Source organism: Vibrio sp. 1CM2L (assembly GCF_023161695.1).
GTDB lineage: Bacteria > Pseudomonadota > Gammaproteobacteria > Enterobacterales > Vibrionaceae > Vibrio > Vibrio coralliirubri.
Window position 1 is genome coordinate 25,746 of sequence record NZ_JALNTT010000012.1, and the last position, 24,672, is coordinate 50,417.

The window sequence follows — 24,672 nt, forward strand, 5'->3', positions numbered from 1 at the left end:
AAATATGAAGGCAATTAACTGAGAGAACAGAAAATGACAGTCAAAGTAGGTATTAATGGTTTTGGTCGTATCGGCCGTCTAGCACTTCGCGCAGCATTCGATTGGGATGAGCTAGAATTTGTTCAAATTAACGATGTTGCTGGCGACACAACAACACTGGCCCACCTTCTAGAATTTGATTCAGTTCAAGGTCGCTTTCACCACGAAGTAACTGCAGAAGGCGATGAGATGATCATTAATGGCCAGCGCATCAAGACCACACAAGAGCGCGACATCGATGCGATCGACTGGTCTGGTTGTGATGTGGTTATCGAAGCGACAGGTGTTCACCGTAAGACCTCTTTCCTAAACAAATACCTAGAGCAGGGCGTGAAACGTGTTGTGGTATCGGCGCCAGTGAAAGAAGAAGGCATCGCAAACATCGTTGTTGGTGTGAATGACAATATCTTCGACCCTGCGGTACACAAAATCGTAACGGCAGCGTCTTGTACAACGAACTGTATCGCGCCAGTGGTTAAGGTGATCAACGAGAAGCTTGGTATCGAGAACGCAGCCTTCACCACTATTCACGATTTAACTAACACGCAAACTATTCTTGATGCGCCGCACAAAGACTTACGCCGCGCACGTGCATGTGGCATGAGTCTTATCCCAACAACGACGGGCAGCGCCAAAGCGATTGTTGAGATCTTCCCTGAGCTAGAAAACCGCATCAACGGCCACGCAGTTCGTGTACCGCTAGCGAACGCTTCTCTGACAGACATCATCTTCGAAGTGAAGCAAGACACCACGGCAGAAGAAGTTAACGCGATGCTGAAAGAAGCGTCTCAGAATGAACTAAAAGGTATTCTTGGCTTTGAAGAGCGTCCACTGGTTTCTATCGATTACAAAGGCGACCAACGCTCAACAATCGTGGATGCACTATCAACGATGTTGGTCGGTAAGCGCATGGTTAAGATCTACGCTTGGTACGACAATGAGATGGGTTACGCAACACGTACCGCTGAGCTTGTTCGTACCGTTGGCCTTGCTTAATAAGAATCTGGAGAAGATATAATGATACATCCAACATGGCAACTAGACCTAGAGCAAGGTGCGCTAGTGCTTACTCCGTGCCCAGGCACAAAAGAAGCAACGCTTGATGCATCACTGGCTCAGCTAAAAGAGCAAGGCGTTGAAGCTATCGTGACAGCACTTGATGACCATGAGCTTGCAAGCAAAGACGTGGCGGCACTTGGTGAAAAAACACGTGCGTTAGGTATGCAATGGTTCCAGATCGAAATTGAAGACGACTGTGCACCGGGTGCTGGTTTTGCTGCGAAGTGGCAAGCAGCTAGCCCTGAGCTACATAACATCGTCGATAACGGCGGCAAGGTTGCAATGCATTGTATGGGCGGCTCTGGTCGCACTGGTTTGTTCGCAGCTCACCTACTGTTAGAAAAAGGCTGGGATTTGAGCAAGGTAGTTCAAGAGGTGCAGGCACTGCGTCCAGGTGCCTTCACTAAACCTATCCAGGTTGAATACATTAATGGCGTAGCGAATAGCTAATAGTCATCAGTGTTAGACAGGGAGCTTTTGGTATCTGGAGTGTTGAACTTATCATGATCCAAAAGCTCTTTTTGTTTTGGTTGCAGAGATAGCATTATGTTTTCAAATCTAAGTAAGAGCGTTCGCCAATACATGTTGGTGACCTTCAACTACTGGAACTTCACCATTACTGATGGTGCACTTCGTATGCTGGTGGTTTTGTATTTTTACGACCTTGGCTACAGTTCGTTAGAGATCGCCTCGCTGTTCCTTTTCTATGAATTCTTTGGTGTGGTGACGAACCTAATCGGTGGTTGGTTGGGCGCACGTCTTGGCCTCAATAAGACCATGAACATTGGTTTGGGGATGCAAGTTGTCGCCTTGGGTATGCTCGCGGTGCCAACGGCGATGTTGACTATTCCTTGGGTCATGGTGGCGCAGGCCTTGTCTGGTATCGCTAAAGACCTCAATAAGATGAGCGCCAAGAGCTCAATTAAGACCTTAGTGCCGGATGAACAGCAAGGCGCGCTGTATAAGTGGATTGCAATTCTGACAGGCTCTAAGAATGCCCTGAAAGGTGCAGGCTTCTTTATTGGCGGTTTACTGCTTTCAACGATTGGCTTCCAATATGCAGTGCTTGCGATGGCAGCCGTGTTGGCATTGGTCTTCGTTGGCAGTGTGTTGAGCTTAGAAGCGGACATGGGTAAAGCGAAAACTAAACCTAAGTTCAAACAGATCTTCTCTAAGTCTGAATCCATCAACATCCTATCCGCAGCACGTATGTTCCTGTTTGGCGCTCGTGATGTGTGGTTTGTGATTGCTTTGCCGATTTACCTAGGCAGTGTGTTTGGTTGGGATCACTCATGGGTTGGTGGTTTCTTAGCTGCTTGGACTATCGCTTATGGCTTTGTACAGGGCATAGCGCCGAAGATTACTGGTAAAGCTCAAGGCAAGGTGCCCGATGGGCATGCTGCGCTGTTATGGGCCGGTGCGCTGGCTATCGTGACCGCTGCTATCGCTTATGCAGTACAGATTGGTTGGCAACCAGAGCTCGTTATCGTGGGTGGTTTGATGGTATTTGGTGCCATCTTTGCGGTGAACTCATCACTTCACTCATATTTGATTGTGAGTTATGCGAAAGGTGATGGCGTTTCTCTTGATGTCGGTTTCTACTACATGGCAAACGCGATGGGCCGTTTGATTGGTACGATATTGTCGGGCTTGGTATTCCAAATGGCAGGTTTGTCTGCGTGTCTGTGGGTTTCCTTCGCATTTTTAGCGATAACGACGGTGATCTCTCTGCGTTTACCGAAAGTGCCGCAAATCTCAGCGGCATAAGCTTCAGCCGCATGATTGAGAGCCAAAGTCGCATAAGCTAGCGTCGTATCAGCTAAATTCGCGATAAGCATCTCCTTTAACACTAAGCTGACTTGGTATTTATTCCGGTCAGCTTTTTTATTGCTATAGTAGAATGATTGAATATTAATCAGGCATTTACATGAAGCAGCGAATTCTCTTTTTTGATTTAGCACGATGTGTCGCGGCCGTAGCGGTTATCGCGATTCATGTTTTGGCGCCTTATCGCAATGAATTGGGCACTATTCCTTTCGGTGAATGGCTTACTGCCATTACGGTAAACGGTTTCAGCCGCTGGGCAGTACCTGTGTTCATCTTGATTACTGGTGCACTGATGCTAAGTGATCAGCGCCCGTTTGACGCCAAATACTACCTCAAGCGTCGTCTGGGCAAGGTACTGATACCTTTCATTGTCTGGTCGCTTTTCTATACCTATCTGTCGGGTTGGTCGGCAATGGGTTTTGATGCCGACGTCAGTTGGGATGTGTTGCTTAATAGCTACCATCATTACACCTATTACCACCTTGGTTTCTTCTATTACTTCATCCCGCTCTACTTTGTGATTCCGTTCTTGCAGATCATGGTTAGAAAGTACGGTGATAGATCGGTCTATGCCTTTACAGCGGTATGGTTGTTCACAACGTTATTGTTCTTACTGAAAATCGATGGCCCTTGGAGCCACGAATTGTGGTTGTACACCGGTTACTTACCATTGGGTTACTTGCTGTATAAGATTGTGCCACTTAACAAGATGACAGTTGGCGTGAGTGTTTTACTGGGTGGGCTAGCGTTACTAACCACGGTTTACATGGTCGTTGATGCAAGCTTGGTGGCAGAAGAGTACACGGTAGGGCGCTGGTTATCTTACAAAACGTTGAATACCGTATTAGCCGCGAGCATGGTGTTCATGGTATGCCGTTACTATGGTGAAGGCCTTTCTGAGAAGAGTAACCAAGTGGTTGGCTTTATCAGTAAGCACAGCTTAGGTATTTACCTGCTGCACCCGATTTTCTTGTGGCCGATGAAAGAGTTTGGTTGGTACCAAGGACATCCGGCATGGGTTATTCCATTATGGATTGTGATCAGCGGAGCTGGCGCGTTATGGATGAGCTGGTTGGTGTCTAAGTCAGAGAAAACACGTTGGTTATTGCCTTAGCGGTGATTGCTAAGGCTTTCTGATGGATTACTTAGGGGAGACAGTTGAAGCGGCTGACGTTTAGCGCTTCAACGCAAAGTGTAAGAACTTATCGCCTTGGTAGGTTAAGGTTCCTTTGTCGCCAGGGTTCAGGGCGTGAAAGTAGTGGATGCCGACTTGGAATTCTCGCTTCGGACCTACCACACCACGTTGAACGTAAATCCAGTACTCTTGATCTTCTTGGCCAGGTTCTGCGTCAGGAAGGTCGATGGATTGTTTGTCTAACACAGTGACATTCACTTTCTTCTCTGGCGCATTTTCACCTTGCGAGTGTTTTCGATAGAAACCAATAAATACCCAAGCCGCTAGAGCAGCGAGTGCAAAGATGGCAAAAAAGAGTGAATTAGGCATATAACCTCCATGTAGTCGTGATGGTTATTCTAGTCTTTCAGGCAATAGGGATATGTGTTTAAAGCTGTTATTCGTGAACTGTTGTAAGCCAAGCTGAATATTTTTCGGCAGACATCACATTTAATGGCCAGTTTGGGATAAAGCATTGTTATTTATTGTCTCTTTCTCTCGTAAATAACAGTGATTTTGTATAAGAATAGGGAAATGCTCGACTAGAATTATAGTGTGGAGTGGGAGAGCCAAGATGACCGATATTGAAAAAGTGGTGACAAGAACTCGCAATATAGAGAAATTATTGAGGCTTCAATATCATGCCGAAGGCGAAGGATTGCATGAGCTTGTAACAAGCTGTGAAGAAAGGCTACCGCACGATATGGTGAGCAAGCTGCGCTACATCGCAACGTGTCGTAACAAGGTAGTCAATGAACATGAGGCTAAGTTGGAAGACCAACATAAGTTCATCATGATGTGTAACGACTGTGAGAAGGAGCTGACTCCACGTAGTGGTCGTTTTATCTGGCGAGTTGCGATCTTACTGATGATGGCAATGACTTTAGCTGCCGCAGGTTTCTATTATGCGAACTGGGATGTGCTAACACTGCATCTGTTTTCGAAGTAAAAAAATCGAACAAAAAAAGGGACGCTCATGGCGTCCCTTTTTTATCTGTAACTTGCTTAGTACATCATCGGTAGTGTCATTAGACCTACAACTACCGCGATCATTACAAGTCCTTGTCTTTGCGAAGATGAAATCATAACACTACTCCTAAATTTGGTTGTCTCTCGCTATGTTTTAAAGAATAGCACTACTTATGGCTTTAGATCAAGAATTACTTTCGAAAGCTTTAAAAGTAGTAGAAAACTATGAGTTTTTGGCTTGTTTGGCTGCATTTAACTGTGTTTTATGGTGTGTTCTTATTTTGTTCGTTGTGATTTATGTTTGCTCTAATTTGATTTAACCTATTGTTTTATAATGGTTGTTTTGTGTAATTTATATTGTTAAAGGTTGTTAAACTGCATTAATAAGGGCTGGTGGTGGCTAGGTTGGTTTTGGTTGGTTTTTTAAATTTTCGGCTTGGTTTTTGTGGCGATTTTTACCGGGGGCTTGAAATAACCTGACAAAACTGGGATTTAAAAAAGAAAACTGGCTACTTTGCAAGTCTAGGCTTGGTTGGTGTTTTTATTTTCCTATTAAGCCTGGGTTTGTTTATTTAAGTTATTGTTATTGTTTGCTTTAAATGTGGTTATTTTAATTTTTTAAGTGTGGTATTTGCCGGAATTTGGCCGGTTTTTGTGAGGCTGATAGGTTAGAATTGGCCAAAATTCAAGTATGGTGACTCTAAGGCTAGTTTGAATGGGTTTTGTGATGATTCGTTCTAGTTTTAAACGAATGGCCATTGTCATGGTGGTAATTGTTACGACTTCAATCTAAAGAGACTCTTTTTAGTGGAAGCGTAATCAAGATCCAATTTTGAGGGGCTGAGGCTTTACATCAACACTCGTGTGCCTAGACTGGCGACGATTTAAAGCAATAGGGCAAATGGTATGTGGAGTTGGTTGGCGGTTTCCTTGTCTGGTATCGGAGCAATAGCAGGAACGAAACATGGACATATCGGTCAGGCCTTATCGTATAAGGTTTTTACCTATGTATTATTAGCGACCATTGCTTTAACTCAATCTGTCGTTGCTGATTTTACCTATTGGGTCGTTGCTGGGTTGGCGGTCTCTGCGATCGCAGATGTCTTGCATACTGTTACTCAAAAACGTCCACTGCATTTTGTTTGCTTCTTGCTGGCTCAGCTCTGTTACAGCAAAGCATTTTGGCTACAGCTATCAGGAGAAATGGTCTGGTGGTTGTTCGCGCTGCTGTTGGCGGCTTGTGTCGTTGCTTTCTTCTTGCTTCTGCCTCGTTTAGACAAACTCGTCTTTCCTGTAGTTATCATGGGTATCGTGCTTATTCAGCTTGCATGGGCTTCTGGTGAGCTCTGGTTAATTGATCCTCAACTGTCGCATGCGGTCGGTTTTGCAGGTTGTGTCGTGTTGCTGCTTTCAGCATTGGCGTACGCGCTAAATTTCTATCGTAGCCCAATTAAGGGTGCCTACTTTTGGGTGACGGGCAGTTACTTTCTGGCTCACGCTCTCATTGTTGCTTCCCTTACCATTTAGGGTAGAGCTAACTTAACTCTGAGCTACATCAAGGCAGCTCAGATGAAAGTAGGTACTCTACGTCTAGTTCATTAAACATGAGATAGAGTTATGACTACCGAAATTCATGCACACAACGTTTTAAACCTACTGAGTGAAAAGCCACTGACTCGTGAAGAGTTGACGCAAGAACTCGCTCAAACTTATGGCGCAGAAGCGCGTTTTCATACGTGTAAGCTGAACGGCCTGGATTTAGATGGATTGCTGAAGTTTTTCCTGAAGATGGAAAAGGTCGTGGTTATTGATGACAAGCTTTGCACTAATCGCGAACGTGTGTGTAACCACTGATTCCCAGTGACTTGGTTTTTAGCGCCTTTTGGCCTTTATAGATAAGAAGAGTGGATGCGACGTTTCGGCTTCACTCTTTAAATTCTCTTTTTACTTTTCTTCTTTCTACCTTTCTATTTGCTCTCGCAAAATTCCCTTCTAATTACATAAGTTAATCCTTTTATTACTGCGTTCGAAAATCAATGTTGAGGCTGCTATACTCCGCGCACTTACGCTTTTCGAGACAAACTTATGGAAATTTTATCTGCAGCAACCATGCTGTTTCTTATTATGGATCCGCTTGGCAATCTACCAATCGTGCTCTCTATCCTTAAGCATATTGATCCGAAGCGTCGCCGTATTGTTCTTGTTCGTGAATTGATGTTTGCGCTGGTTATCCTGCTGTTGTTCTTGTTTGCTGGTCAAAGCATCATGAACTTCCTGCACGTGCAGCCTGAAACCTTGAGTATCTCTGGCGGTATTATTCTGTTCATCATCGCGATTAAGATGATTTTCCCAAGTGCGGGTAGTATTACTGGCCTCGCGGCGGGTGAAGAACCGTTTATTGTGCCGATGGCGATCCCAATGATTGCTGGCCCTTCAGTGATTGCGGCATTGATTCTGTTGTCGACACAGCACCCTGACAATATGTTAGAGCTTTCAGGTGCTGTGATGCTGGCTTGGGGTGCTACCTTCTTTATTCTGATGTTTAATGGCTTCTTCCTGCGAGTGCTGGGTGAGAGGGGCCTTAAAGCCATCGAACGCTTGATGGGCTTGTTGTTGGTTATGCTGTCGACTCAAATGTTCCTCGATGGTGTGAAAGGCTACATGGGCTAACATAAATATCATTGCTGAATAAAAAAACGCCGCTCAAATGAGCGGCGTTTTTGTCTTTACTGTTTCTGTCATGATGCTTTCTGTAGCTAAGCGTTTTATATCTGAGCTTAAGCTCGATTACATCATGTGTTTGCGTCGGATATCGAGTAAGGCGAAGACACCGAAAATCAATATTGACCACTTCTCCCAACGTGACATCTCGATCTTATCGCCGAATGCACCGATGAAAATCAGCATCTGCAGGCCGTGCATGAAGAACAAGAACGCTGTCATGATATAAAGCGCAATCGCAGCATTACCCGGGAACGGGTAGAAAATATTTACGATTAAGATAAACCACACAAAGGCGATGGCTGCTTTTGCTAATGGAAGCAAGAACTTCATTCAATAACTCCTATTCTTCAGTGATTCGATTGAACAGTCGGTAGCTTGACTGTCCGGTGGTCTTGTCGCGATGCAATTCCCAGTTCTCTGGCATCGCTTCGAGTTTCAGTTCTTTCTCGGTCTCGACGTAAATGATGGCATTGTCTGCAAGCCAACCATTACTCTCAAGCAGTTGTACTGTTTCTGCCAGTAAGCCTTGACGAAATGGTGGATCAAGGAAAACCATATCGTAAGGAGTGCCTGGTTTCTTAAGGAAAGAGATAGCATCAGTATTCACGACATTAATGTTGTCTGCCTTGAGCTCTTTCGCGTTATCAGAAAGCTGTTTAGCCGCCTTTTGATTCATTTCGAGCAGTGTCACCATTTTTGCTTGGCGAGAAGCTGCTTCAAAACCTAGACCACCAGAACCGGCAAATACATCCAAGCAAGTTGAATGTGGGATATCTTGAGCCACCCAGTTAAAGAGTGTCTCTTTTACTCGGTCAATGGTTGGGCGTAATCCTTCTAAATCATGAACAGGCAGCTTTCTACCTCTCCATGAGCCACTAATAATTCGAACAAAGCCTCCGGATGGCTTTTTTTGTGATGTGTTTTGCTGGCGACGTCTTACCATAGATTTTTTGACCGCTAATAAAGTGATACTATACCGAGCCCAATTTAAGTGGGTTCGTGTATTAAATAAATTTGCAATGACAAAGTGTATCAAGCTAAAAGCAAACTTATCACTGCTTTGTCATTTTTCTTTACTATTCGTTTGTACAAGCTTGTATTGTATAACAATAGCAAAGAGTCGACGTGTATTAAGTCAATACAGCTAATTAGTAGATCTAGGAAACTCCTCTGATGACGGAAAAAAAGAAGCGCGGATTATTATCGTGGCTTGGTTTTGGTGAAGAAGAACAAAGCCCAAAAACTCAGAATGAAGCGAACGTAGAAAGCGTTGAAGATCAAACTGAAGTTGAATCACAAGTTGAGGCTGAACAGGTCACGCCTGAAGCTGAACAAACTAAGCCAATTGAATCTAAATCAGTTGAATCTGACCAAGCGCTTGAAGAGACTCAACAAGAGCAGCAACCTGTCGCAGCAGAAGCAGAAGCAGAAGCAGAAGCAGAAGCAGAAGCAGAAGCAGAAGCAGAAGCAGAACAGGAACAAGTGGCTGCTCCGCAAGCCAAGGTTGAAGAAGTTCAAGAAAAGCCAACAGAAAGCTTCTTTGCTCGCCTCAAGCGCAGCCTAAGCCGCACTAAAGCAAACATCGGTGCGGGTTTCTTTGGTCTGTTCAAAGGCAAGCAAATCGATGAAGACCTGTTTGAAGAGCTAGAAGAGCAACTTCTGATCGCTGACGTGGGTATGAATACCACGGTTAAGATCATTGAAAACCTGACAGAAAAAGCATCTCGCAATGACCTAAAAGATGGTGAAGCGCTTTATGGTCTGCTCAAAGAAGAGATGGCAGACATCTTAAGCCAAGTGGAACAGCCACTGGTTGTTGATACCACTAAAACACCTTACGTTATCTTAATGGTGGGTGTGAACGGTGTAGGTAAGACAACTACGATCGGTAAGCTGGCGAAACAATTCCAAAATGAAGGCAAGAAAGTGATGCTAGCGGCGGGTGATACCTTCCGTGCAGCAGCCGTTGAACAGCTTCAGGTTTGGGGGCAGCGTAACGATGTGCCAGTTATCGCTCAGCACACTGGTGCGGACAGTGCGTCTGTGATCTACGATGCGATTGAAGCTGCGAAAGCGCGTGGCGTTGATGTTGTGATTGCCGATACGGCAGGCCGTTTGCAGAACAAGAGCAACCTGATGGAAGAGCTGCGTAAGATTGTTCGTGTAATGAAGAAGATTGATGACTCTGCACCACACGAAATCATGCTAACGCTCGATGCCGGTACAGGTCAGAATGCTATCAGCCAAGCGAAGCTGTTCAGTGAAGTGGCTCCAGTAACGGGTATTACACTGACTAAGCTAGATGGCACGGCGAAAGGTGGTGTCATTTTCTCAATTGCTGACCAGTTCCAGATTCCAATCCGCTACATTGGTGTGGGTGAAGGTATTGATGATCTGCGTCCATTTGAATCTAAAGACTTCATTGAAGCACTATTTAGCCGCGAAGAGTAACGCGAGTAGCAAAGTGGTTTATCCTTAATCTGCTACCGTTTTTAAATTTGATATTAGTGATCGTAAGAGGAATTTTCGGTGATCAAATTTCAGCAAGTGAGTAAAGCCTACCGAGGTGGAAGACAAGCGCTCCAAAAAGTGGACTTTCACCTGAAACGTGGAGAGATGGCTTTTTTGGGTGGGCACTCTGGGGCTGGTAAAAGTACCTTGCTGAAGCTGATCTGCGCGATAGAGCGTCCAACCGATGGACGTGTCTGGTTCAACGATCACGATATCACTCGTATCCCAGCCAAAGACATTCCTTTCTTACGCCGTAATATTGGAATTGTTTTTCAAGACCACCGCCTGCTGATGGACCGTTCGATTTTCGATAACGTCGCTCTGCCTATGCGTATTGAATCTATTTCTGAAAACGAAATAAAACGCCGAGTCAGTGCTGCGTTGGATAAAACCGGTTTATTAGATAAAGCCCGTTGCTTGCCAAGCCAACTTTCGGGTGGTGAACAACAACGCGTGGGTATTGCTCGCGCCGTGGTTAACCGTCCAACTCTGCTTTTAGCCGATGAGCCCACCGGTAACCTAGACCCTGAATTATCTAACCGTGTATTACGCTTGTTTGAAGAGTTCAACCGCGCAGGTGTGACGATCATCCTAGCGACGCACGATATCGGGTTAGTGAACACTCGCCCTCAGTACCGCCATCTTGAATTAAACCAAGGATTTTTGAGTGAGGTTGAAGATTATGGCCGCGAATAAGCGCATCAAAAAACCTCAATCTAATCGAGCAGCAAACCGCGCTTCAAGCGACGGCTTCTTTGTTGTTCACTGGAAACAAGCCAAGTCATCGTTCTCGCAAATGTGGCAGCGCCCGTTAGGCAACTTGCTGACCCTTGCGGTGATCTCAATGGCGTTGGCGATGCCAGCTTGTTTGTACCTATTAGGTAAAAATGTGGGTGAAGTAGCGCAAGATGTCACTAGCCCGTCACAAATAAGTGCTTATGTAGAGGATGGTATTCCTGAGCCACGAGTAATGGTGCTCAAGGATGAAATCGAAAGTTGGGATCAAGTTGAGCTGGTGGAGTACATTTCTCCGCAGCAAGGGCTTGCAGACCTCAGCCAGTATTCTGGTTTTGAAGACGCCCTAACCATCCTCGACGATTACTCACTGCCAGGTGTTCTGGTGATTACGCCAAGCGTACACAGCGATACCTTAATTAAAGAGCTGGCAGGCACAGTTAAACAACAAGAATTAGTCACCGATGTTCGCCTAGACGAAGATTGGTTAGCGCGATTAGATGCGATCAAAGCATTAGCAGCGGTCATCGTGATTACCTTAACGGTATTGATGTTGGGCGCGGTATTTCTGATTATCGGCAATACACTACGATTTAATGTGTTGGCGCATAAAGAAGAGATTCAAACCATGAAGCTGATTGGTGCGACCGACAGCTACATTCTTCGACCATACCTTTATGCAGGGATGTGGTTTGGCGTTTTAGGTTCGATTAGCGCTTGGGTAATGACGGCATTGATTACCGTATTGCTGAACAGCGCAGTGGATGACTTGGCTCAGCTATACGACAGCCACTTCCGTTTAATTGGTCTGAGTTGGGATGAATCTTTACTGCTTTTGATCGTCGGAACCCTGCTTGGTAGTGTGGCTGCGAAGCTTTCTGCACAGCGTCACCTAAAAGAAATTGAACCAGTCTAGGTGAATAGAGTCATATTTAGACGAAAAATAGGCACTTCTTAACCAGTTTTTGCCTTGTATAGACGAATTGATTATGCATAATTACTTCCCCCTCCTTGAAACCTGTTCATTTTAGGTTCAAGATTGTCGGGTTTTAATAGATGTATTACTCCAGATCAGAGATTGATGAGGAACCGAATGGCAAACCAAGCGTATCAAATGGCTTTAGTCACACAAGATAGTTTAGATAGCTATATCCGCTCAGCGAACAGCTACCCAATGCTGACACCTGAAGAGGAACGTGGACTTGCAGAGCGATTACATTACAAAGGTGAGATCGACGCTGCGAAAGGCTTGATCCTTTCCCACCTACGATTCGTGGTGCACGTTGCAAGGGGCTACTCTGGCTACGGGCTGCCAATGGCTGATCTCGTCCAAGAAGGTAACATCGGCTTGATGAAGGCTGTTAAGCGCTTCAATCCAGAAGTTGGTGTTCGTCTCGTCTCGTTTGCTGTTCACTGGATCAAAGCTGAAATCCATGAATACGTTCTACGTAACTGGCGTATCGTTAAAATTGCGACCACTAAGGCACAGCGTAAACTGTTCTTTAACCTTCGTAAGTCTAAAAAGCGTTTGGGTTGGTTCAATAACGGTGAAGTTGAGACGGTTGCTCGTGAACTGGGTGTTGAGCCTTCAGAAGTTCGTGAGATGGAATCTCGCTTAGCAGCACAAGATGCGACGTTTGAAGCGCCTATGGACGATGACGATGGCGGTTCTGCTTATACTGCTCCAGTTTACTACCTAGAAGACAAAGCGTCAGACGTTGCTGAGACGGTTGAAGCGGCTAACTGGGAGTCACACACCAATAATCGCCTAGGGCTAGCACTAGCAAGCTTAGACGAGCGTAGCCAACACATTGTTCGCTCACGTTGGTTAGACGACAACAAGGCAACACTGCAAGACTTAGCGGATACCTACAGTATCTCTGCTGAGCGTGTTCGCCAGTTAGAAAAGAATGCGATGAAGAAATTGAAACAAGCCGTTGGTGATTTCTAATAGCTTCTAGTTTCTATTAGCTTCTACTTTCTAGTAGAGCTAACAAATAGCTGAATTTTGAAAAGGCCGAGATCGAGAGATCTCGGCCTTTTTGTTTTGGATCGATTTCTCAACTTTTGCGATCGAAATTTGCAAAATGATTTTGTGGATAACTCTGTGAGAAGTTTATTCGTCAGCTGTCTAAAAGCAGGGTGTAGTAAGGCTTTGACGGGGTTTTTCGAGTGGGGATATGTTTCAGTTAACCCACAGTTAGATCAGGATCATTACTACATGTTGTGGATCTATTTTTGAAAAGGCACTTTATTCACGCAATTCACAGATTTATCCACAAATGGTGTAAAAGTGATCGCTGGTGGATAACCTTATTAAGTGGATGTGAATGTTAGCCTTGGGATAGGTTACAATGGCAGCAAAGTAAATCAGTATAAAAAGAGAAAGTCATGGACCAGTTTAAACATATCGATGTTAAAGGCGCTCAAGCCCTTATTGAACAAGGCGAAGCTCGACTTGTCGATATACGTGACCCGCAGTCTTTTGCGGTTGCCCACCCAAAAACAGCCTACCACCTGACTAACGATACGATGGTGTCGTTCATGGATGAGGTGGAGTTCGAACAACCTATCTTAGTGATGTGCTACCACGGCATCAGTAGCCAAGGTGCGGCACAATATTTAGTGAACCAAGGCTTTGAAGAGGTATATAGTGTTGATGGTGGTTTCGAAGCTTGGCATCGTGCTGAACTTCCAGTGATCGCAGGTTAATTACTTTCATCACCTGAACCGCTTCAAGTATCCCTCATAGAATGAATAGGAAGTAACAATGATTAGATTGATGGTGTTAGACAATCCACGTCTTGCTCAAGCATTTATTGATTATATGGCCTCTCGTCAGATCCCTATTCAGATGTCTCCAGAGGGAGAAGGGCGTTTTGCTCTTTGGCTTCTTGATGGCCAATTTCAGGTTGAAACCGAAGCTGAGCTCAATCGTTTTCTGACTGAACCCAATCATAAGCGCTATCAAGCGGCGTCTTGGGACATGGCAGAGACCAGAAAGAGCAACTTCCATTACCACACGCCAAGCTTTATGGGCATGATCAAAGCCAAAGCCGGCCCTGTGACACTAAGCCTGATGTTGGTGTGTGTGGTGATTTTTGCGCTTCAACAGATCGGTTTTGGCCAAGCAATTTTCAATGCCCTGCATTTCCCAGCGGTGGATGGACAGCAATGGCAGCTGTGGCGTTGGTTGAGTCATGCCGTTCTGCATTTCTCTGTTATGCACATCGCATTTAATATTTTGTGGTGGTGGCAGTTAGGTGGAGACATTGAGAAGAAACTAGGCAGCCTCAAGCTACTTCAGATCTTTGCTGTCTCTTCTGCGCTTTCAGGTGCTGGGCAGTATTGGGTTGAAGGGGCGAACTTCGGTGGTTTGTCTGGTGTTGTGTATGCCTTGGTTGGTTACTTATGGGTTGTCGGTGCGAAGGCGCCACAGCTTGGTTTGGGTATCCCAAGACAGATTGTCGGCTTTATGTTGGTGTGGTTGGTACTTGGGTACATGCAGCCATTTATGGCTATCGCCAATACGGCGCATTTAGCTGGCCTAGCCGCTGGTGTGATTATTGGCTTTATCGATGCGATGAAAGCACCAAGCTCGGCAAGAAGTTAACTCATCTCTTATAGTGAGTAGCCAAACGATAGAGACAAAAAAAAGCGGCCAGATGAGCCGCTTTTTTATTGGGATTCGTTCTACATCATTACTGATAAAGGTATTTGGTAAACAGTAAGTCAGCAATCAGGGTTTTACCTGTCTCTGGAAGCAAAATCTTGTTGAGGTGTTCAACTAAGGATTTTCTCAAGTCTTCACGGCCAGATAGCGACTTAATGGTTTCTTCGTTTTGTTTGCCAAGCAATTCAATCACCGCATCACGAATCAGTGGTTGGTGATGCTCAATAGCGGCCAAGTCGTTACTATTTGCCACCATGATGTCGAGGCGAACCTGAATGTAGCCCAGTTTTTTACCTTTAGTGTAAAAATTGGTGGTCAGGTCTGGCTCTAGCGTGAAGTAGGCGAGTTTAGCTGCCGACTCCTCTTCAGCGAAACTTGATGCTGAAAAGAGTAGGGTAATCGCAAGAAATATTTGGGCTACATAACGTTTGTGCATATTTGTGACTTTTCTTTAGTTTATTCGCGATATTCGAAACGCATTAGTCTTGTTACAATGAGCGGTCTAAATCTAAATACGTTTACAATTCGAAGAACGCTTTAATTTTGTTCGAAAGTTGAAGCTTTATTGTACGTGTAAAGTCACCTATTGAATACTAGTATGAATCAGCCAATATCGCTGTATCTTAATTCGTTAATGAATGTAGATTGGCAAAGTACAGAAACATTTGATTTTCCTAATGAAACCACCAAAGAGTGGCTGATGGAGCAAGGCTCTCTTTCCCGCAAGTTGGGGAAGTGCTGTCAGCACCTGTCTGTTGAGTTGCTTCACAATCAAGTTGTAGAACGCTCAATGCTACAACAGGACGAGGAACATCTTTTATCATCGTTTGATTGCTTACTGCGTAAAGTGATTTTAAAAGGTGATGACGAACCGTGGGTGTTAGGTCGAACCTTGATTCCCCGAGTCACATTAGAAGATCATCAGCACTCAGACCTTTCTCAACAAGGTAATGTCCCGCTTGGATTGACCGTTTTCAGTGCTGAGAACGTGGAGCGAGATGCGCTGCAAGTCGGTTGGGTTATTGCAGGCGATGAGCGATTACTCGCGCGCCGTTCTCGATTATGGATGAACCATAAACCGATGCTTGTGGCAGAACTGTTTTTACCAACATCACCCATTTACTCTAAGGAGAGTGTGTAAATGCTTGCCACCAAAGCGAAGGCGTATTGGCAATTAACGCGAATGAATCGCCCGATTGGTACCCTGTTACTCCTTTGGCCGACCTTGTGGTCACTGATTATCGCCGCACAAGGTATGCCTGATTTTGATGTCTTGGTTGTTTTCGTACTCGGCGTGGTGTTGATGCGTTCAGCTGGCTGTGTGATCAATGACTTTGCTGACCGTAAAGTGGATGGTCATGTTAAACGTACCAAGCAGCGTCCATTACCTTCTGGTTTAGTTTCCAGTAAGGAAGCGATTCTGCTCTTTTTAGTGCTAGCCGTGGTTTCATTCTTGCTGGTACTCACCATGAATCCACTGACCATTAAGCTCTCATTTATTGGTGTGGCCCTGGCGTTCATTTACCCTTTCATGAAGCGCTTTACGCATCTTCCACAGTTGTTTCTCGGTTTAGCGTTTAGTTGGGCAATACCAATGGCTTGGGCGGCACAAACCAATGAACTGCCAAGCATTGTGTGGTTTATCTTCGTGATTAATGCGTTGTGGACGATTGCTTACGACACGCAATATGCGATGGTTGACCGAGATGATGACTTGAAGATTGGTATTAAATCGACGGCTATTTTATTTGGTCGCTTCGATAAGCTGATTGTGGGCTCTTTGCAACTCGTCACCCTAGCGATGCTGATTGCGTTAGGCATGCATTACCAACTAGGTGATACCTTCTATTGGGCATTGTTGGTAGCGGGAAGCTTGTTTGTGTATCAACAACATCTAATGCGCCACCGTGATCGAGACCTTTGTTTCCAAGCCTTTCTAAACAACAACTATGTTGGAATGGCAGTGACAGCGGGCTTGTTCATTACTTTCTGGTAAGCATCAGCTTTTCGAGTTAACGAATGCTAAAGAAAAAGGCACCCAATGGGTGCCTTTTTTGATCGCGTTTTGGTCTCGCTATTCTAGAGACTCCAAGCTGATGATTACTCCGCTTGGTGGATACTCTCTTGAATCGTCAAACGTACTTCAGGGTAAAGCATTGAGTAGAGAAGCTTAGCGAATTGCTGAGTCTTTTCTAAATCACAGTTACCATCGTTATCCAGATATTGCTGCTGTTTCAGAGTGGCGAACATCGACGCAAACACGCCTTTATCGAAGAACTCTGGTGCATTGATGCCTTGTAGACGGCCAAGTCGCTGTGCAATGTCTTGGCTCTTCTGTTCAAGATCGGATTTATCCAGATCGGGATTCTCTGCCAACAGGTTCAGAGCAATAGAGTAGCGTTGTAGCGTCTCTGAAATCGTACGACCTAACAGCATCAGTGCTTGGCTGTTTGATTGGTTGATGGTGACTTCGTTATCAGAAACCACAAGCATACCTTGGTTAACCAGCTCTTCAATGATGTTAGAAACCACGCCTTCAAGCTTGTCTTCGTCGTAGCTTAGGAACAGCTCTTTCTTCAAGAACGGGTAGATAGCAGCAACGTTCTCTTGGATCGCGTCAATCGATAAACCGCGCTGACGAATGGTCATCTGTGCAATTAACGATGGCAGAGCAAACAAGTGAATAATGTTGTTTCGGTAGTAGGTCATCAGAATTGACTGGTGACGGTCTAGCGAAATGATGTCGCCCATTGAGTCTGATTCAATCAAGAACTTGTTCAGTGATTCAGCATGTTTGACCAAATCTTCAGCGCTGTCTTTTGGCACAGTGAACGTTGCAGAATATGGAACGTTCTTAAGTAGAGACAGGTAGCAATTGATCTGAGAAACCAAAGAGTCACGAGACAATGCGCGCTGTCTTGAAGCCAATAGTGCCGTTGCACAAAGGGTCAGGGCATTGGTCGCTGCCGCATCGTTAATGTGCGTCATCATTTTGGTCGCCAAGTCATTAACCACCGGATTCATCCATTGTGGTTTGCTGGTGCCCATTGGGTCGATGTCTTTGGTCCACTCAGGTGAGTGTTCGTTCAGATATTGGTTAAGCTGAATCGGCTCACCGAAGTTCACGTAGCCTTTACCAAAGTTACGCAGCTTACGAATGGTGCGAATCACTAGGCTCGCGTTTTCTTTCTCTTTACGCTTACCACGAAGTTCTTTCGCGTAAGTCGCCACTTCCATCACGTGCTCGTAGCCGATGTACACAGGAACCAAAGTCACCGGACGGTTCATACCGCGCAGCATTGCTTGGATTGTCATCGCTAGCATGCCCGTTTTCGCTTGCAGTAGACGACCTGTACGCGAACGACCACCTTCACTGAAGTACTCTACTGAGTAACCTTTAGCGAACAATTCCGCTAGGTATTCACGGAAAATCGTCGAGTACAGCTTGTTGCCTTTGAAGCTACGACGAATAAAGAACGCACCACCATGACGGAAAATAGGACCAGCAGGGAAGAAGTTCAGGTTTATACCTGCAGCGATGTGCGGAGGAACCATGCCTTCATGATAAAGCACATAAGAAAGCAGTAAGTAGTCCATGTGGCTACGGTGACAAGGCACGTAAACAATCTCGTGACCATCTTGAGCCAACTTACGAACCGTTGAAGCGTTACTGATATGCAGGCCTTGGTACAACTTATTCCACAGCCAACCAAGAATCTTCTCACCACGCTTGATCAGCGAGTAAGAGAAGTTCGCAGCAATCTCGTCCATGATGTCTTGAGCTTCTTTGCTCGCTTTCTCGATCGAGATGTTCTTTGCTTGTGCTTCGTCTTCAATCGCTTTCTTGATAGCTTCTGATTTTAATAGGCGATCAAAAAGAGCTTGGCGGCTTGGCAGGTTAGGACCTGATGCAGCAAGCTTTTGGCGAGAGAAGTGAATACGTGCCACGCGCGCCAGTTTGTGCGCGATGGTGTTGTCGGTGCCGTGTGAGTTAGCCATGTAGCGTAGAGAAACCACTGGGCTGAAACGAACCAGACAGTCACGACCTGCTAGCAATACAGCTTTCGATTTCTCTAAGCCGTTCATTGCCTGTAGGTAAGGCTTCTGGTTATTCTCTTTACCAGGTTTGCGTCCCCACAGCACTGTAGCAGGGATAACTTGAACATCGAGTTCAGAGTCGTCAGCGTGCAGTGAAAGCAATTCAGAGAACACTTCAATTGAAGAGCTTGGTACATAATCATCGTCTTGCAGCAGAGTTTTGCGAGAAGAGATGAAAACGTAGCGTTGCAGTGATTTGCCGTTGATTTCAAGCTTGCTCAACGGATCAGGTAGGCCTAATTCAAGTGCATGTTTTTGCAATGTAAGAATGTCTACACTTGAGCGAAACGGTAAGGCGTATACAATCGGTTTGCTCAAATCAATGTTCAAATCCTCAACGGGGTTTGAAGGAATTGATGTGCCCTTTACCAATACGGATAAAGGTAGCTTCATTAATGAACGTGAAAAAGATTGTCCAGAAGACATATAGGTTCACTGCCTCAATAGTTATTTCAATGTGCTGAAGCGTATCTCTATTTCTCTGATAAAAAGGATAAATCCTATGAGTGAAATAGGGATAAGCCTAGGCGTAAATTTAATCGATGCAAGAATACCAGAAACTGGTCTAACCTTTTAATGGAAATAGTCATATTGCCGTTAAGTTTGTGGAAAATCATTCATCGACTGATTGAGTATAGGGTTAAAAATGACCAAAAAATCAAACACCGGATTCAAACGCATCATCAAAGCTGCAGGCTTTTCATGGCAAGGCATTACGAGTTCGTTTAAAAACGAGGCTGCATTTCGACAAGAAGTGTTCATGGCGGCCGTGCTTATTCCGTTGGCATTTTACCTAGATGTAAGCCAAGTTGAACGAATCTTAATGATCTCATCGGTGGTATTGGTGATGGTTGTCGAGCTAATCAATACCGCGATTGAAGCGGTTGTCGACCGAATCGGCAGTGAGCATCATGAGTTATCTGGAATGGCGAAAGATGTCGGTTCGGCAGCGGTTTTCATCTGTTTGGCACTCGCAGGTTATGTGTGGCTAGAGATCTTGTTTTTGTAATTTGCTAAAAATGAACTAAAAACAACCAATTGCTTTGCTTTTGTTCAGTTACTGGATATACTCACAGTCAACTGTATAAAAAGACAGGTGAATCATGAAGCCGTTAACGCCCCGCCAGCAACAAGTCTTTGACCTTATCAAAGGTAAGATCGAGGATTCCGGTATGCCACCGACACGTGCAGAAATCGCGCGTGAACTAGGCTTCCGTTCTGCTAATGCTGCAGAAGAACATTTGAAAGCTCTTGCTCGTAAAGAAGCGATTGAGATTATCCCGGGTGCGTCTCGCGGTATTCGTATTTTGCTTGAAGATGCAGCAAACGAAGAGCAAGGTTTACCATTAATCGGTCAGGTTGCCGCTGGTGAGCCTATCTTGGCTCAAGAGCATGTAGAAATGCATTACCAAGTTGATCCAGGCATGTTTAAACCACAAGCTGACTTCTTACTTCGTGTAAATGGCGAAAGTATGAAAGACATCGGTATTATGGATGGTGATTTATTAGCTGTTCATAAAACACAAGATGTACGCGATGGTCAGGTTGTCGTGGCTCGTGTCGATGATGATGTAACGGTAAAACGCCTAGAACGTAAAGGTTCAACGGTTCTGTTACATGCTGAAAATGAAGAGTTTTCTCCAATCCATGTCGATCTAGAATCTCAACACTTGTCTATTGAAGGACTTGCGGTTGGTATTATTCGCAACACCGACTGGATGTAGTCAGTACAAATAGCTTATTGATATTTATTCTCAATAACTTGTTATTGTAATTGATATTCATTATCATCTTCTTTGTCGAGATACAAGGAAGATGATGATGCCAAACCCAACCAAACCTCAAATGAAGCCGCTTACTCGTAAGCCGCGCTCCTCTGTTCAAAAGGCTTCTTCTGAACAAGGGTCTGCACATCAAGAATTCCAAGTTCCGACGAACCTCGTTCAACACCTTTGGTTTCGTAGTCGCGAAAGCCTAGCCGATGATGGTCTCGTTTATGACCCCATCGCAGCTCAAGCCTGCAAGCGTTGCCAGCTCGCACCTGAATGTCTTACTGGTGAGCTTGACCAACAGCAACTCCTTTATGCGACACTGACTCAACTTTGTGACTCTCAAGTTCAACAATTTTTGTCTCACAACCCGGATGCTTGGATCATCAATGTTGGGGCAGGGCTCGACACCCGTTTCTACCGTTTAGATAATGGACGCTGCCATTGGGTTGAGTTGGATGTGACGGAAAACCTAGTGTGGCGCCAACGCCTGTTCCACAAAAATGAACGCTATCGCTTGGAGTGTGGTTCTGTCGATGACCTAACTTGGTTGGATGAACTTAATATTCCAGAACAAGCCTCGGTGATGGTGGTGTGTGAACATGCTCTGCTCGATTGCAATGAACAGCAGACGGCGAACTTCATTCAGTCTTTGAGCCGCTATTTTACTCATGCACATGCGTGTTTAGTGTTAGCTGGAGATAAAAGCTCAAGTACGTTGGGGCAAAAACTTGGTTCAGGAAAGTATGCGCATGGCCTATCTTCTCCAATAGACAGCGTTCTCAATTGGTTGCCATGGGCACAGTGGGTAAAAGCGTTTTCTCCACTAGACCAACAATGCAACCGTTGGAAATTGTGGCAGCGATTATTGTGTAAGATCTCTCAGGTCAAAAAGCGTTTAACGCCACAGTTAGTGCTCGTGAAATGGTAATCCTAGGTGTTTTGTATTTCGAGTAATTGAGTACATAGCCGGTATAAGTAAAATTCCACAACATAGTGAAAGCCCACTCACTAGGTTAAACTATCGCCTCTAATCTAAGAGGTGATCGTGAAGCTATTTAATCCCCAAACTATTTTTCAAACGCTATCCAATCAGGCGATGCACAAAAAAGTGCTGTTGCTCGCGATCCCGATGGTTCTCTCTAATATTACTGTTCCACTGCTGGGCTTAGTCGATGCGGCGGTTATCGGTCACCTCGAGCACTCTTGGTATTTAGGTGGTGTGGCACTGGGCGGCACAATGATCAGCGTGACCTTTTGGTTGCTCGGTTTCCTGCGTATGTCGACAACAGGGCTAGCCGCACAATCTTATGGTGCGAATGATGGCAAGCAACTTGGTTTAGTCTTCGTGCAAGGTGTGACCATGGCCTTAGGGTTTGCTGGTGTCTTTTTGCTTTTACACAGTCTAGTCGCCGATTTAGTTTTCTCATTGAGTAGCGCCAGTGATCAAGTTAAGCACTATGGTCAGCAATATTTCTCAATCCGTGCCTGGAGTGCACCTGCTGCGCTAACTAACTTTGTGATTCTAGGTTGGCTGCTCGGGACTCAAAATGCCAAAGCGCCAATGTGGATGGTGATCATCACCAATATCACCAATATCGTTTTGGATATCGTTTTTGTTATCGGCTTAGGATGGCAAGTGGAAGGTGCAGCATTGGCATCTGTTATGGCTGATTATGCCGGTCTAACATTTGGCTTGGTTTGTGTTTACCGAATCTGGGCGAAGAAACAGTTACCATCGGCATGGGCTCTGCTTAAGAAAACCAGCCAAGGTTTGAGTCGTTTCGTGAAATTGAATCGCGATATCTTTCTTCGTTCATTGTGTCTACAAGCGACTTTCACTTTCATGACCTTCCAAGGCGCAAGCTTTGGCGATGATGTTGTCGCGGCCAATGCCGTGTTGATGAGTTTCTTAATGATCATCTCTTATGGGATGGATGGCTTTGCCTACGCAATGGAAGCGATGGTAGGTAAAGCGATAGGCGCGAAAGACAAAGATGAACTGAACCAGTCATTGATTGGTACTTTCTTCTGGAGCTTCAATATTTGTTTGGTACTGACCATAGCGTTCGCACTCGCTGGCTCGAGTTTAATCAATATGATCACCACAATCCCAGACGTGAAGAGCCAAGCTGAGGTGTATTTACCGTGGTTAATCGCAATGCCATTGGTGTCTATGTGGTGCTTCTTATTAGATGGTATTTTTGTTGGAGCAACCAAGGGCAAGGATATGCGCAATAGTATGTTTGTTGCGACCTGCAGTTTTTTCGCGATTTTCTACTTAGCATCAGGTTTAGAGAACCATGCACTTTGGCTAGCGATGCTGAGCTTTATGGCAATGCGCGGAATTGGCCTTGGTGTGTTGTTTGTTTCTCAGTGGAAGAAGGGTGAGTTTCTCGCTTAGCTCTGAGGGCTCTTTTTGTGGAGAATAAATGAGGCTGTACAGGTAAAGAGGTATTTAGAACATCATGATCTAATTACTTTCAATACCCTACTATTCAATGTCTTAAATAAAAACAGCAAGCGCATGGCTTGCTGTTTATGTATTTGGCCTATGGGTGGTCAAATACTCCTATTGGTTCTTTATCTAGAATAAGCGGTTGAGCCCGTTGAGTGCTGCAACACGATAAGCTTCCGCCATCGTTGGATAGTTAAAGGTCGTATTCACAAAGTACTCGATGGTATTTGCTTCACCTTTCTGTTCCATAATCGCTTGTCCGATATGGATGATTTCAGCGGCACGCTCACCAAACACGTGGATACCTAAAATCTCTTTGGTTTCGCGATGGAACAGAATCTTTAAGCTACCAATATCTTTACCCGCAATTTGAGCTCGAGCTAGGTGTTTGAATGAAGAACGTCCTACTTCATACGGTACTTTAGCTGCAGTAAGTTCTTGCTCGGTTTTACCAACAGAGCTGATCTCCGGGATGGTGTAGATGCCGGTTGGAATGTCTTCGATAAGGTGGCGCTCAGCTTCACCTTTCACAATTGCCTGAGCCACAAATCGACCTTGGTCATAAGCAGCACTTGCTAGGCTAGGGTAGCCAATCACATCACCGACAGCGTAAACATGGTCAACATTGGTTTGGTAGTTGGTGTTTACTGATACTTGACCACGCGAGTCCGCTTCTAAGCCAACAGCACCAAGGTTAAGTTTATCGGTATTACCCGTTCGGCCATTAGCATACAGCAGGCAATCAGCACGCATCTTTTTACCTGACTCTAAGTGAATGATCACGCCATCATCAGTGCCTTCTATTTTCTCAAAGGTTTCATCGTTGCGAATCACGACGCCGCTGTTCCAGAAGTGGTAAGAAAGCGCATCTGAGGTTTCATTGTCTAGGAATGACAACAGACGGTCACGAGTATTGATAAGATCGGTTTTTACACCCAAACCGCGGAAAATCGATGCGTATTCACAACCAATAACGCCAGCACCATAGATGATGATGTGTTGCGGGTCGTGTTTAAGAGAAAGAATCGAGTCGCTGTCGTAGATACGTTCATGCAAGAAGTCGACGTTATCTGGTTGGTAAGGGCGAGAGCCTGTCGCGATAACAAATTTGTCTGCACTGTAATGTTCTTCAGTGCCATCGCTTTGCATTACCGAGACAGTGTTGGTATCGATAAAACGTGCAGTACCAAATACCAACGTGCACTGGTTGCGGTCGTAGAAGCCTTGACGTAATCGAGTCTGCTTGTCGATAACTGATTTGGCATGACCCAAAATGTTGGAAAACGTTGAGTGAATGCTTTTGTTGTTCTGACAAAACAGCGGATTACTGTTGAATTCGATAATACGACTTACGGCATGACGCAGTGCTTTTGAAGGAATGGTTCCCCAGTGAGTACAACCACCACCAACGCTGCTCTCTTTTTCAATGATTGCAACGTTCAACCCGGCTTTGGTTAATCCCATCGCTGCCCCTTCTCCTCCGGGGCCACTACCAATTACGATTACATCAAAGTGGTTGGAGTGCGGCATAGATATCTTCCTTGTTATATTTGATTAACATTGCTTTAGCGAGATTTTAACTGATTCTGTTCTCGGGTACATGAAAAGGGCATCAGAGAGTCGGTGGGATCACGCA

At 45.1% G+C, this 24,672-nt stretch carries 26 protein-coding genes; 20 read left to right on the plus strand and 6 right to left on the minus strand.

The features are described 5' to 3' along the window. Positions 1–33 precede the first annotated feature (33 nt). The 4 genes from MSG34_RS23325 to MSG34_RS23340 all read left to right on the plus strand — a co-directional run bounded on the left by MSG34_RS23325 (position 34) and on the right by MSG34_RS23340 (position 4,039). On the plus strand, positions 34–1,035 hold the full coding sequence (locus MSG34_RS23325) for an ArsJ-associated glyceraldehyde-3-phosphate dehydrogenase (protein ID WP_017061027.1): 1,002 nt from the start codon (positions 34–36) through the stop codon (positions 1,033–1,035). A 21-nt stretch (positions 1,036–1,056) separates the two neighbouring features. Continuing rightward, complete coding sequence (locus MSG34_RS23330) at positions 1,057–1,548, plus strand: cyclin-dependent kinase inhibitor 3 family protein (protein ID WP_017061028.1); 492 nt, start codon at positions 1,057–1,059, stop codon at positions 1,546–1,548. A 96-nt stretch (positions 1,549–1,644) separates the two neighbouring features. Then, positions 1,645–2,865, plus strand: a complete 1,221-nt coding sequence (gene arsJ, locus MSG34_RS23335) for an organoarsenical effux MFS transporter ArsJ (protein WP_248339543.1) — start codon at positions 1,645–1,647, stop codon at positions 2,863–2,865. A gap of 160 nt (positions 2,866–3,025) precedes the next feature. Continuing rightward, positions 3,026–4,039 (plus strand): acyltransferase, encoded by a 1,014-nt coding sequence (locus MSG34_RS23340; RefSeq protein WP_017061031.1) that lies wholly within the window; start codon positions 3,026–3,028, stop codon positions 4,037–4,039. A 60-nt stretch (positions 4,040–4,099) separates the two neighbouring features. Here MSG34_RS23340 and MSG34_RS23345 read toward each other — a convergent pair whose 3' ends face one another. Continuing rightward, positions 4,100–4,429, minus strand: coding sequence for a DUF2500 domain-containing protein (locus MSG34_RS23345; RefSeq protein ID WP_017061032.1), 330 nt, complete (start codon positions 4,427–4,429; stop codon positions 4,100–4,102). A 244-nt stretch (positions 4,430–4,673) separates the two neighbouring features. On the opposite strand from MSG34_RS23345, the gene MSG34_RS23350 reads away from it, so the two are divergent. The 4 genes from MSG34_RS23350 to MSG34_RS23365 all read left to right on the plus strand — a co-directional run bounded on the left by MSG34_RS23350 (position 4,674) and on the right by MSG34_RS23365 (position 7,738). Beyond that, positions 4,674–5,048 carry a hypothetical protein gene (locus MSG34_RS23350; RefSeq protein WP_004736595.1) on the plus strand — a complete coding sequence of 125 codons (375 nt, stop codon included), beginning with the start codon at positions 4,674–4,676 and terminating at the stop codon, positions 5,046–5,048. Positions 5,049–5,974: 926 nt separating this feature from the next. Continuing rightward, a complete protein-coding gene (locus tag MSG34_RS23355; protein ID WP_248339546.1) occupies positions 5,975–6,595 on the plus strand; it encodes a lysoplasmalogenase in 621 nt (206 codons plus the stop codon). Between the two features lie 90 nt (positions 6,596–6,685). After that, entirely contained in the window at positions 6,686–6,922 is a 237-nt protein-coding gene (locus tag MSG34_RS23360; RefSeq protein WP_017061034.1) for a YecH family metal-binding protein, read from the plus strand. Between the two features lie 231 nt (positions 6,923–7,153). Then, on the plus strand, positions 7,154–7,738 hold the full coding sequence (locus MSG34_RS23365) for a YhgN family NAAT transporter (RefSeq protein ID WP_017063768.1): 585 nt from the start codon (positions 7,154–7,156) through the stop codon (positions 7,736–7,738). A 117-nt stretch (positions 7,739–7,855) separates the two neighbouring features. Here the strand turns inward: MSG34_RS23365 and MSG34_RS23370 are convergent, their stop codons facing one another. After that, on the minus strand, positions 7,856–8,122 hold the full coding sequence (locus tag MSG34_RS23370; protein WP_016784000.1) for a DUF1145 domain-containing protein: 267 nt from the start codon (positions 8,120–8,122) through the stop codon (positions 7,856–7,858). A 10-nt stretch (positions 8,123–8,132) separates the two neighbouring features. Continuing rightward, positions 8,133–8,735, minus strand: a complete 603-nt coding sequence (gene rsmD, locus MSG34_RS23375; RefSeq protein WP_017066764.1) for a 16S rRNA (guanine(966)-N(2))-methyltransferase RsmD — start codon at positions 8,733–8,735, stop codon at positions 8,133–8,135. A 230-nt stretch (positions 8,736–8,965) separates the two neighbouring features. On the opposite strand from rsmD, the gene ftsY reads away from it, so the two are divergent. From ftsY to glpG, 6 genes are all read left to right on the plus strand, one after another. Further along, positions 8,966–10,243, plus strand: coding sequence for a signal recognition particle-docking protein FtsY (gene ftsY, locus MSG34_RS23380; RefSeq protein WP_248339547.1), 1,278 nt, complete (start codon positions 8,966–8,968; stop codon positions 10,241–10,243). Between the two features lie 78 nt (positions 10,244–10,321). Further along, positions 10,322–10,999 carry a cell division ATP-binding protein FtsE gene (gene ftsE, locus MSG34_RS23385; RefSeq protein ID WP_004736585.1) on the plus strand — a complete coding sequence of 226 codons (678 nt, stop codon included), beginning with the start codon at positions 10,322–10,324 and terminating at the stop codon, positions 10,997–10,999. Next, complete coding sequence (gene ftsX / locus MSG34_RS23390; RefSeq protein ID WP_017061038.1) at positions 10,986–11,954, plus strand: permease-like cell division protein FtsX; 969 nt, start codon at positions 10,986–10,988, stop codon at positions 11,952–11,954. The genes ftsE and ftsX overlap by 14 nt, the downstream gene beginning before the upstream one ends. Before the next feature lie 177 nt (positions 11,955–12,131). Then, on the plus strand, positions 12,132–12,989 hold the full coding sequence (gene rpoH / locus MSG34_RS23395) for an RNA polymerase sigma factor RpoH (protein ID WP_017055518.1): 858 nt from the start codon (positions 12,132–12,134) through the stop codon (positions 12,987–12,989). Between the two features lie 440 nt (positions 12,990–13,429). Further along, positions 13,430–13,750 (plus strand): thiosulfate sulfurtransferase GlpE, encoded by a 321-nt coding sequence (gene glpE / locus MSG34_RS23400; protein WP_017061039.1) that lies wholly within the window; start codon positions 13,430–13,432, stop codon positions 13,748–13,750. 58 nt (positions 13,751–13,808) lie between these two features. Then, positions 13,809–14,651 (plus strand): rhomboid family intramembrane serine protease GlpG, encoded by an 843-nt coding sequence (glpG, locus tag MSG34_RS23405; RefSeq protein ID WP_248339548.1) that lies wholly within the window; start codon positions 13,809–13,811, stop codon positions 14,649–14,651. Positions 14,652–14,739: 88 nt separating this feature from the next. Here the strand turns inward: glpG and MSG34_RS23410 are convergent, their stop codons facing one another. Next, a complete protein-coding gene (locus MSG34_RS23410; protein WP_048610748.1) occupies positions 14,740–15,147 on the minus strand; it encodes a flagellar basal body-associated protein FliL in 408 nt (135 codons plus the stop codon). A gap of 162 nt (positions 15,148–15,309) precedes the next feature. Here MSG34_RS23410 and MSG34_RS23415 point away from each other — a divergent pair, with 162 nt between their 5' ends. After that, entirely contained in the window at positions 15,310–15,852 is a 543-nt protein-coding gene (locus tag MSG34_RS23415; protein WP_164091128.1) for a chorismate lyase, read from the plus strand. Then, positions 15,853–16,707, plus strand: a complete 855-nt coding sequence (gene ubiA / locus MSG34_RS23420; RefSeq protein ID WP_248339549.1) for a 4-hydroxybenzoate octaprenyltransferase — start codon at positions 15,853–15,855, stop codon at positions 16,705–16,707. A 104-nt stretch (positions 16,708–16,811) separates the two neighbouring features. Here ubiA and plsB read toward each other — a convergent pair whose 3' ends face one another. Further along, entirely contained in the window at positions 16,812–19,235 is a 2,424-nt protein-coding gene (gene plsB, locus MSG34_RS23425) for a glycerol-3-phosphate 1-O-acyltransferase PlsB (RefSeq protein ID WP_248339550.1), read from the minus strand. A gap of 220 nt (positions 19,236–19,455) precedes the next feature. Here plsB and MSG34_RS23430 point away from each other — a divergent pair, with 220 nt between their 5' ends. The 4 genes from MSG34_RS23430 to dinF all read left to right on the plus strand — a co-directional run bounded on the left by MSG34_RS23430 (position 19,456) and on the right by dinF (position 22,982). Next, complete coding sequence (locus MSG34_RS23430) at positions 19,456–19,818, plus strand: diacylglycerol kinase (RefSeq protein ID WP_048615036.1); 363 nt, start codon at positions 19,456–19,458, stop codon at positions 19,816–19,818. A gap of 94 nt (positions 19,819–19,912) precedes the next feature. Then, on the plus strand, positions 19,913–20,533 hold the full coding sequence (gene lexA, locus MSG34_RS23435) for a transcriptional repressor LexA (RefSeq protein WP_019820514.1): 621 nt from the start codon (positions 19,913–19,915) through the stop codon (positions 20,531–20,533). A gap of 97 nt (positions 20,534–20,630) precedes the next feature. Further along, entirely contained in the window at positions 20,631–21,509 is an 879-nt protein-coding gene (locus MSG34_RS23440) for a class I SAM-dependent methyltransferase (protein ID WP_048610739.1), read from the plus strand. Positions 21,510–21,626: 117 nt separating this feature from the next. Further along, positions 21,627–22,982 (plus strand): MATE family efflux transporter DinF, encoded by a 1,356-nt coding sequence (gene dinF / locus MSG34_RS23445; RefSeq protein ID WP_248339551.1) that lies wholly within the window; start codon positions 21,627–21,629, stop codon positions 22,980–22,982. A gap of 183 nt (positions 22,983–23,165) precedes the next feature. Here dinF and sthA read toward each other — a convergent pair whose 3' ends face one another. Further along, entirely contained in the window at positions 23,166–24,566 is a 1,401-nt protein-coding gene (gene sthA, locus MSG34_RS23450; protein ID WP_017061048.1) for a Si-specific NAD(P)(+) transhydrogenase, read from the minus strand. Positions 24,567–24,672: the final 106 nt, after the last annotated feature.

Bases quoted from the DNA above. Each gene is read 5' to 3' on its own strand.
- ubiA (WP_248339549.1), top strand. From the start codon at position 15,853: ATGCTTGCCACCAAAGCGAAGGCGTATTGGCAATTAACGCGAATGAAT.
- ftsX (WP_017061038.1), top strand. From the start codon at position 10,986: ATGGCCGCGAATAAGCGCATCAAAAAACCTCAATCTAATCGAGCAGCA.
- MSG34_RS23330 (WP_017061028.1), top strand. From the start codon at position 1,057: ATGATACATCCAACATGGCAACTAGACCTAGAGCAAGGTGCGCTAGTG.
- rsmD (WP_017066764.1), bottom strand. From the start codon at position 8,735: ATGGTAAGACGTCGCCAGCAAAACACATCACAAAAAAAGCCATCCGGA.
- MSG34_RS23350 (WP_004736595.1), top strand. From the start codon at position 4,674: ATGACCGATATTGAAAAAGTGGTGACAAGAACTCGCAATATAGAGAAA.
- plsB (WP_248339550.1), bottom strand. From the start codon at position 19,235: ATGTCTTCTGGACAATCTTTTTCACGTTCATTAATGAAGCTACCTTTA.
- rpoH (WP_017055518.1), top strand. From the start codon at position 12,132: ATGGCAAACCAAGCGTATCAAATGGCTTTAGTCACACAAGATAGTTTA.
- ftsY (WP_248339547.1), top strand. From the start codon at position 8,966: ATGACGGAAAAAAAGAAGCGCGGATTATTATCGTGGCTTGGTTTTGGT.
- glpE (WP_017061039.1), top strand. From the start codon at position 13,430: ATGGACCAGTTTAAACATATCGATGTTAAAGGCGCTCAAGCCCTTATT.
- MSG34_RS23365 (WP_017063768.1), top strand. From the start codon at position 7,154: ATGGAAATTTTATCTGCAGCAACCATGCTGTTTCTTATTATGGATCCG.
- MSG34_RS23355 (WP_248339546.1), top strand. From the start codon at position 5,975: ATGTGGAGTTGGTTGGCGGTTTCCTTGTCTGGTATCGGAGCAATAGCA.
- lexA (WP_019820514.1), top strand. From the start codon at position 19,913: ATGAAGCCGTTAACGCCCCGCCAGCAACAAGTCTTTGACCTTATCAAA.
- MSG34_RS23340 (WP_017061031.1), top strand. From the start codon at position 3,026: ATGAAGCAGCGAATTCTCTTTTTTGATTTAGCACGATGTGTCGCGGCC.
- arsJ (WP_248339543.1), top strand. From the start codon at position 1,645: ATGTTTTCAAATCTAAGTAAGAGCGTTCGCCAATACATGTTGGTGACC.
- sthA (WP_017061048.1), bottom strand. From the start codon at position 24,566: ATGCCGCACTCCAACCACTTTGATGTAATCGTAATTGGTAGTGGCCCC.
- MSG34_RS23430 (WP_048615036.1), top strand. From the start codon at position 19,456: ATGACCAAAAAATCAAACACCGGATTCAAACGCATCATCAAAGCTGCA.
- MSG34_RS23325 (WP_017061027.1), top strand. From the start codon at position 34: ATGACAGTCAAAGTAGGTATTAATGGTTTTGGTCGTATCGGCCGTCTA.
- MSG34_RS23440 (WP_048610739.1), top strand. From the start codon at position 20,631: ATGCCAAACCCAACCAAACCTCAAATGAAGCCGCTTACTCGTAAGCCG.
- MSG34_RS23360 (WP_017061034.1), top strand. From the start codon at position 6,686: ATGACTACCGAAATTCATGCACACAACGTTTTAAACCTACTGAGTGAA.
- glpG (WP_248339548.1), top strand. From the start codon at position 13,809: ATGATTAGATTGATGGTGTTAGACAATCCACGTCTTGCTCAAGCATTT.
- MSG34_RS23370 (WP_016784000.1), bottom strand. From the start codon at position 8,122: ATGAAGTTCTTGCTTCCATTAGCAAAAGCAGCCATCGCCTTTGTGTGG.
- MSG34_RS23410 (WP_048610748.1), bottom strand. From the start codon at position 15,147: ATGCACAAACGTTATGTAGCCCAAATATTTCTTGCGATTACCCTACTC.
- MSG34_RS23345 (WP_017061032.1), bottom strand. From the start codon at position 4,429: ATGCCTAATTCACTCTTTTTTGCCATCTTTGCACTCGCTGCTCTAGCG.
- MSG34_RS23415 (WP_164091128.1), top strand. From the start codon at position 15,310: ATGAATCAGCCAATATCGCTGTATCTTAATTCGTTAATGAATGTAGAT.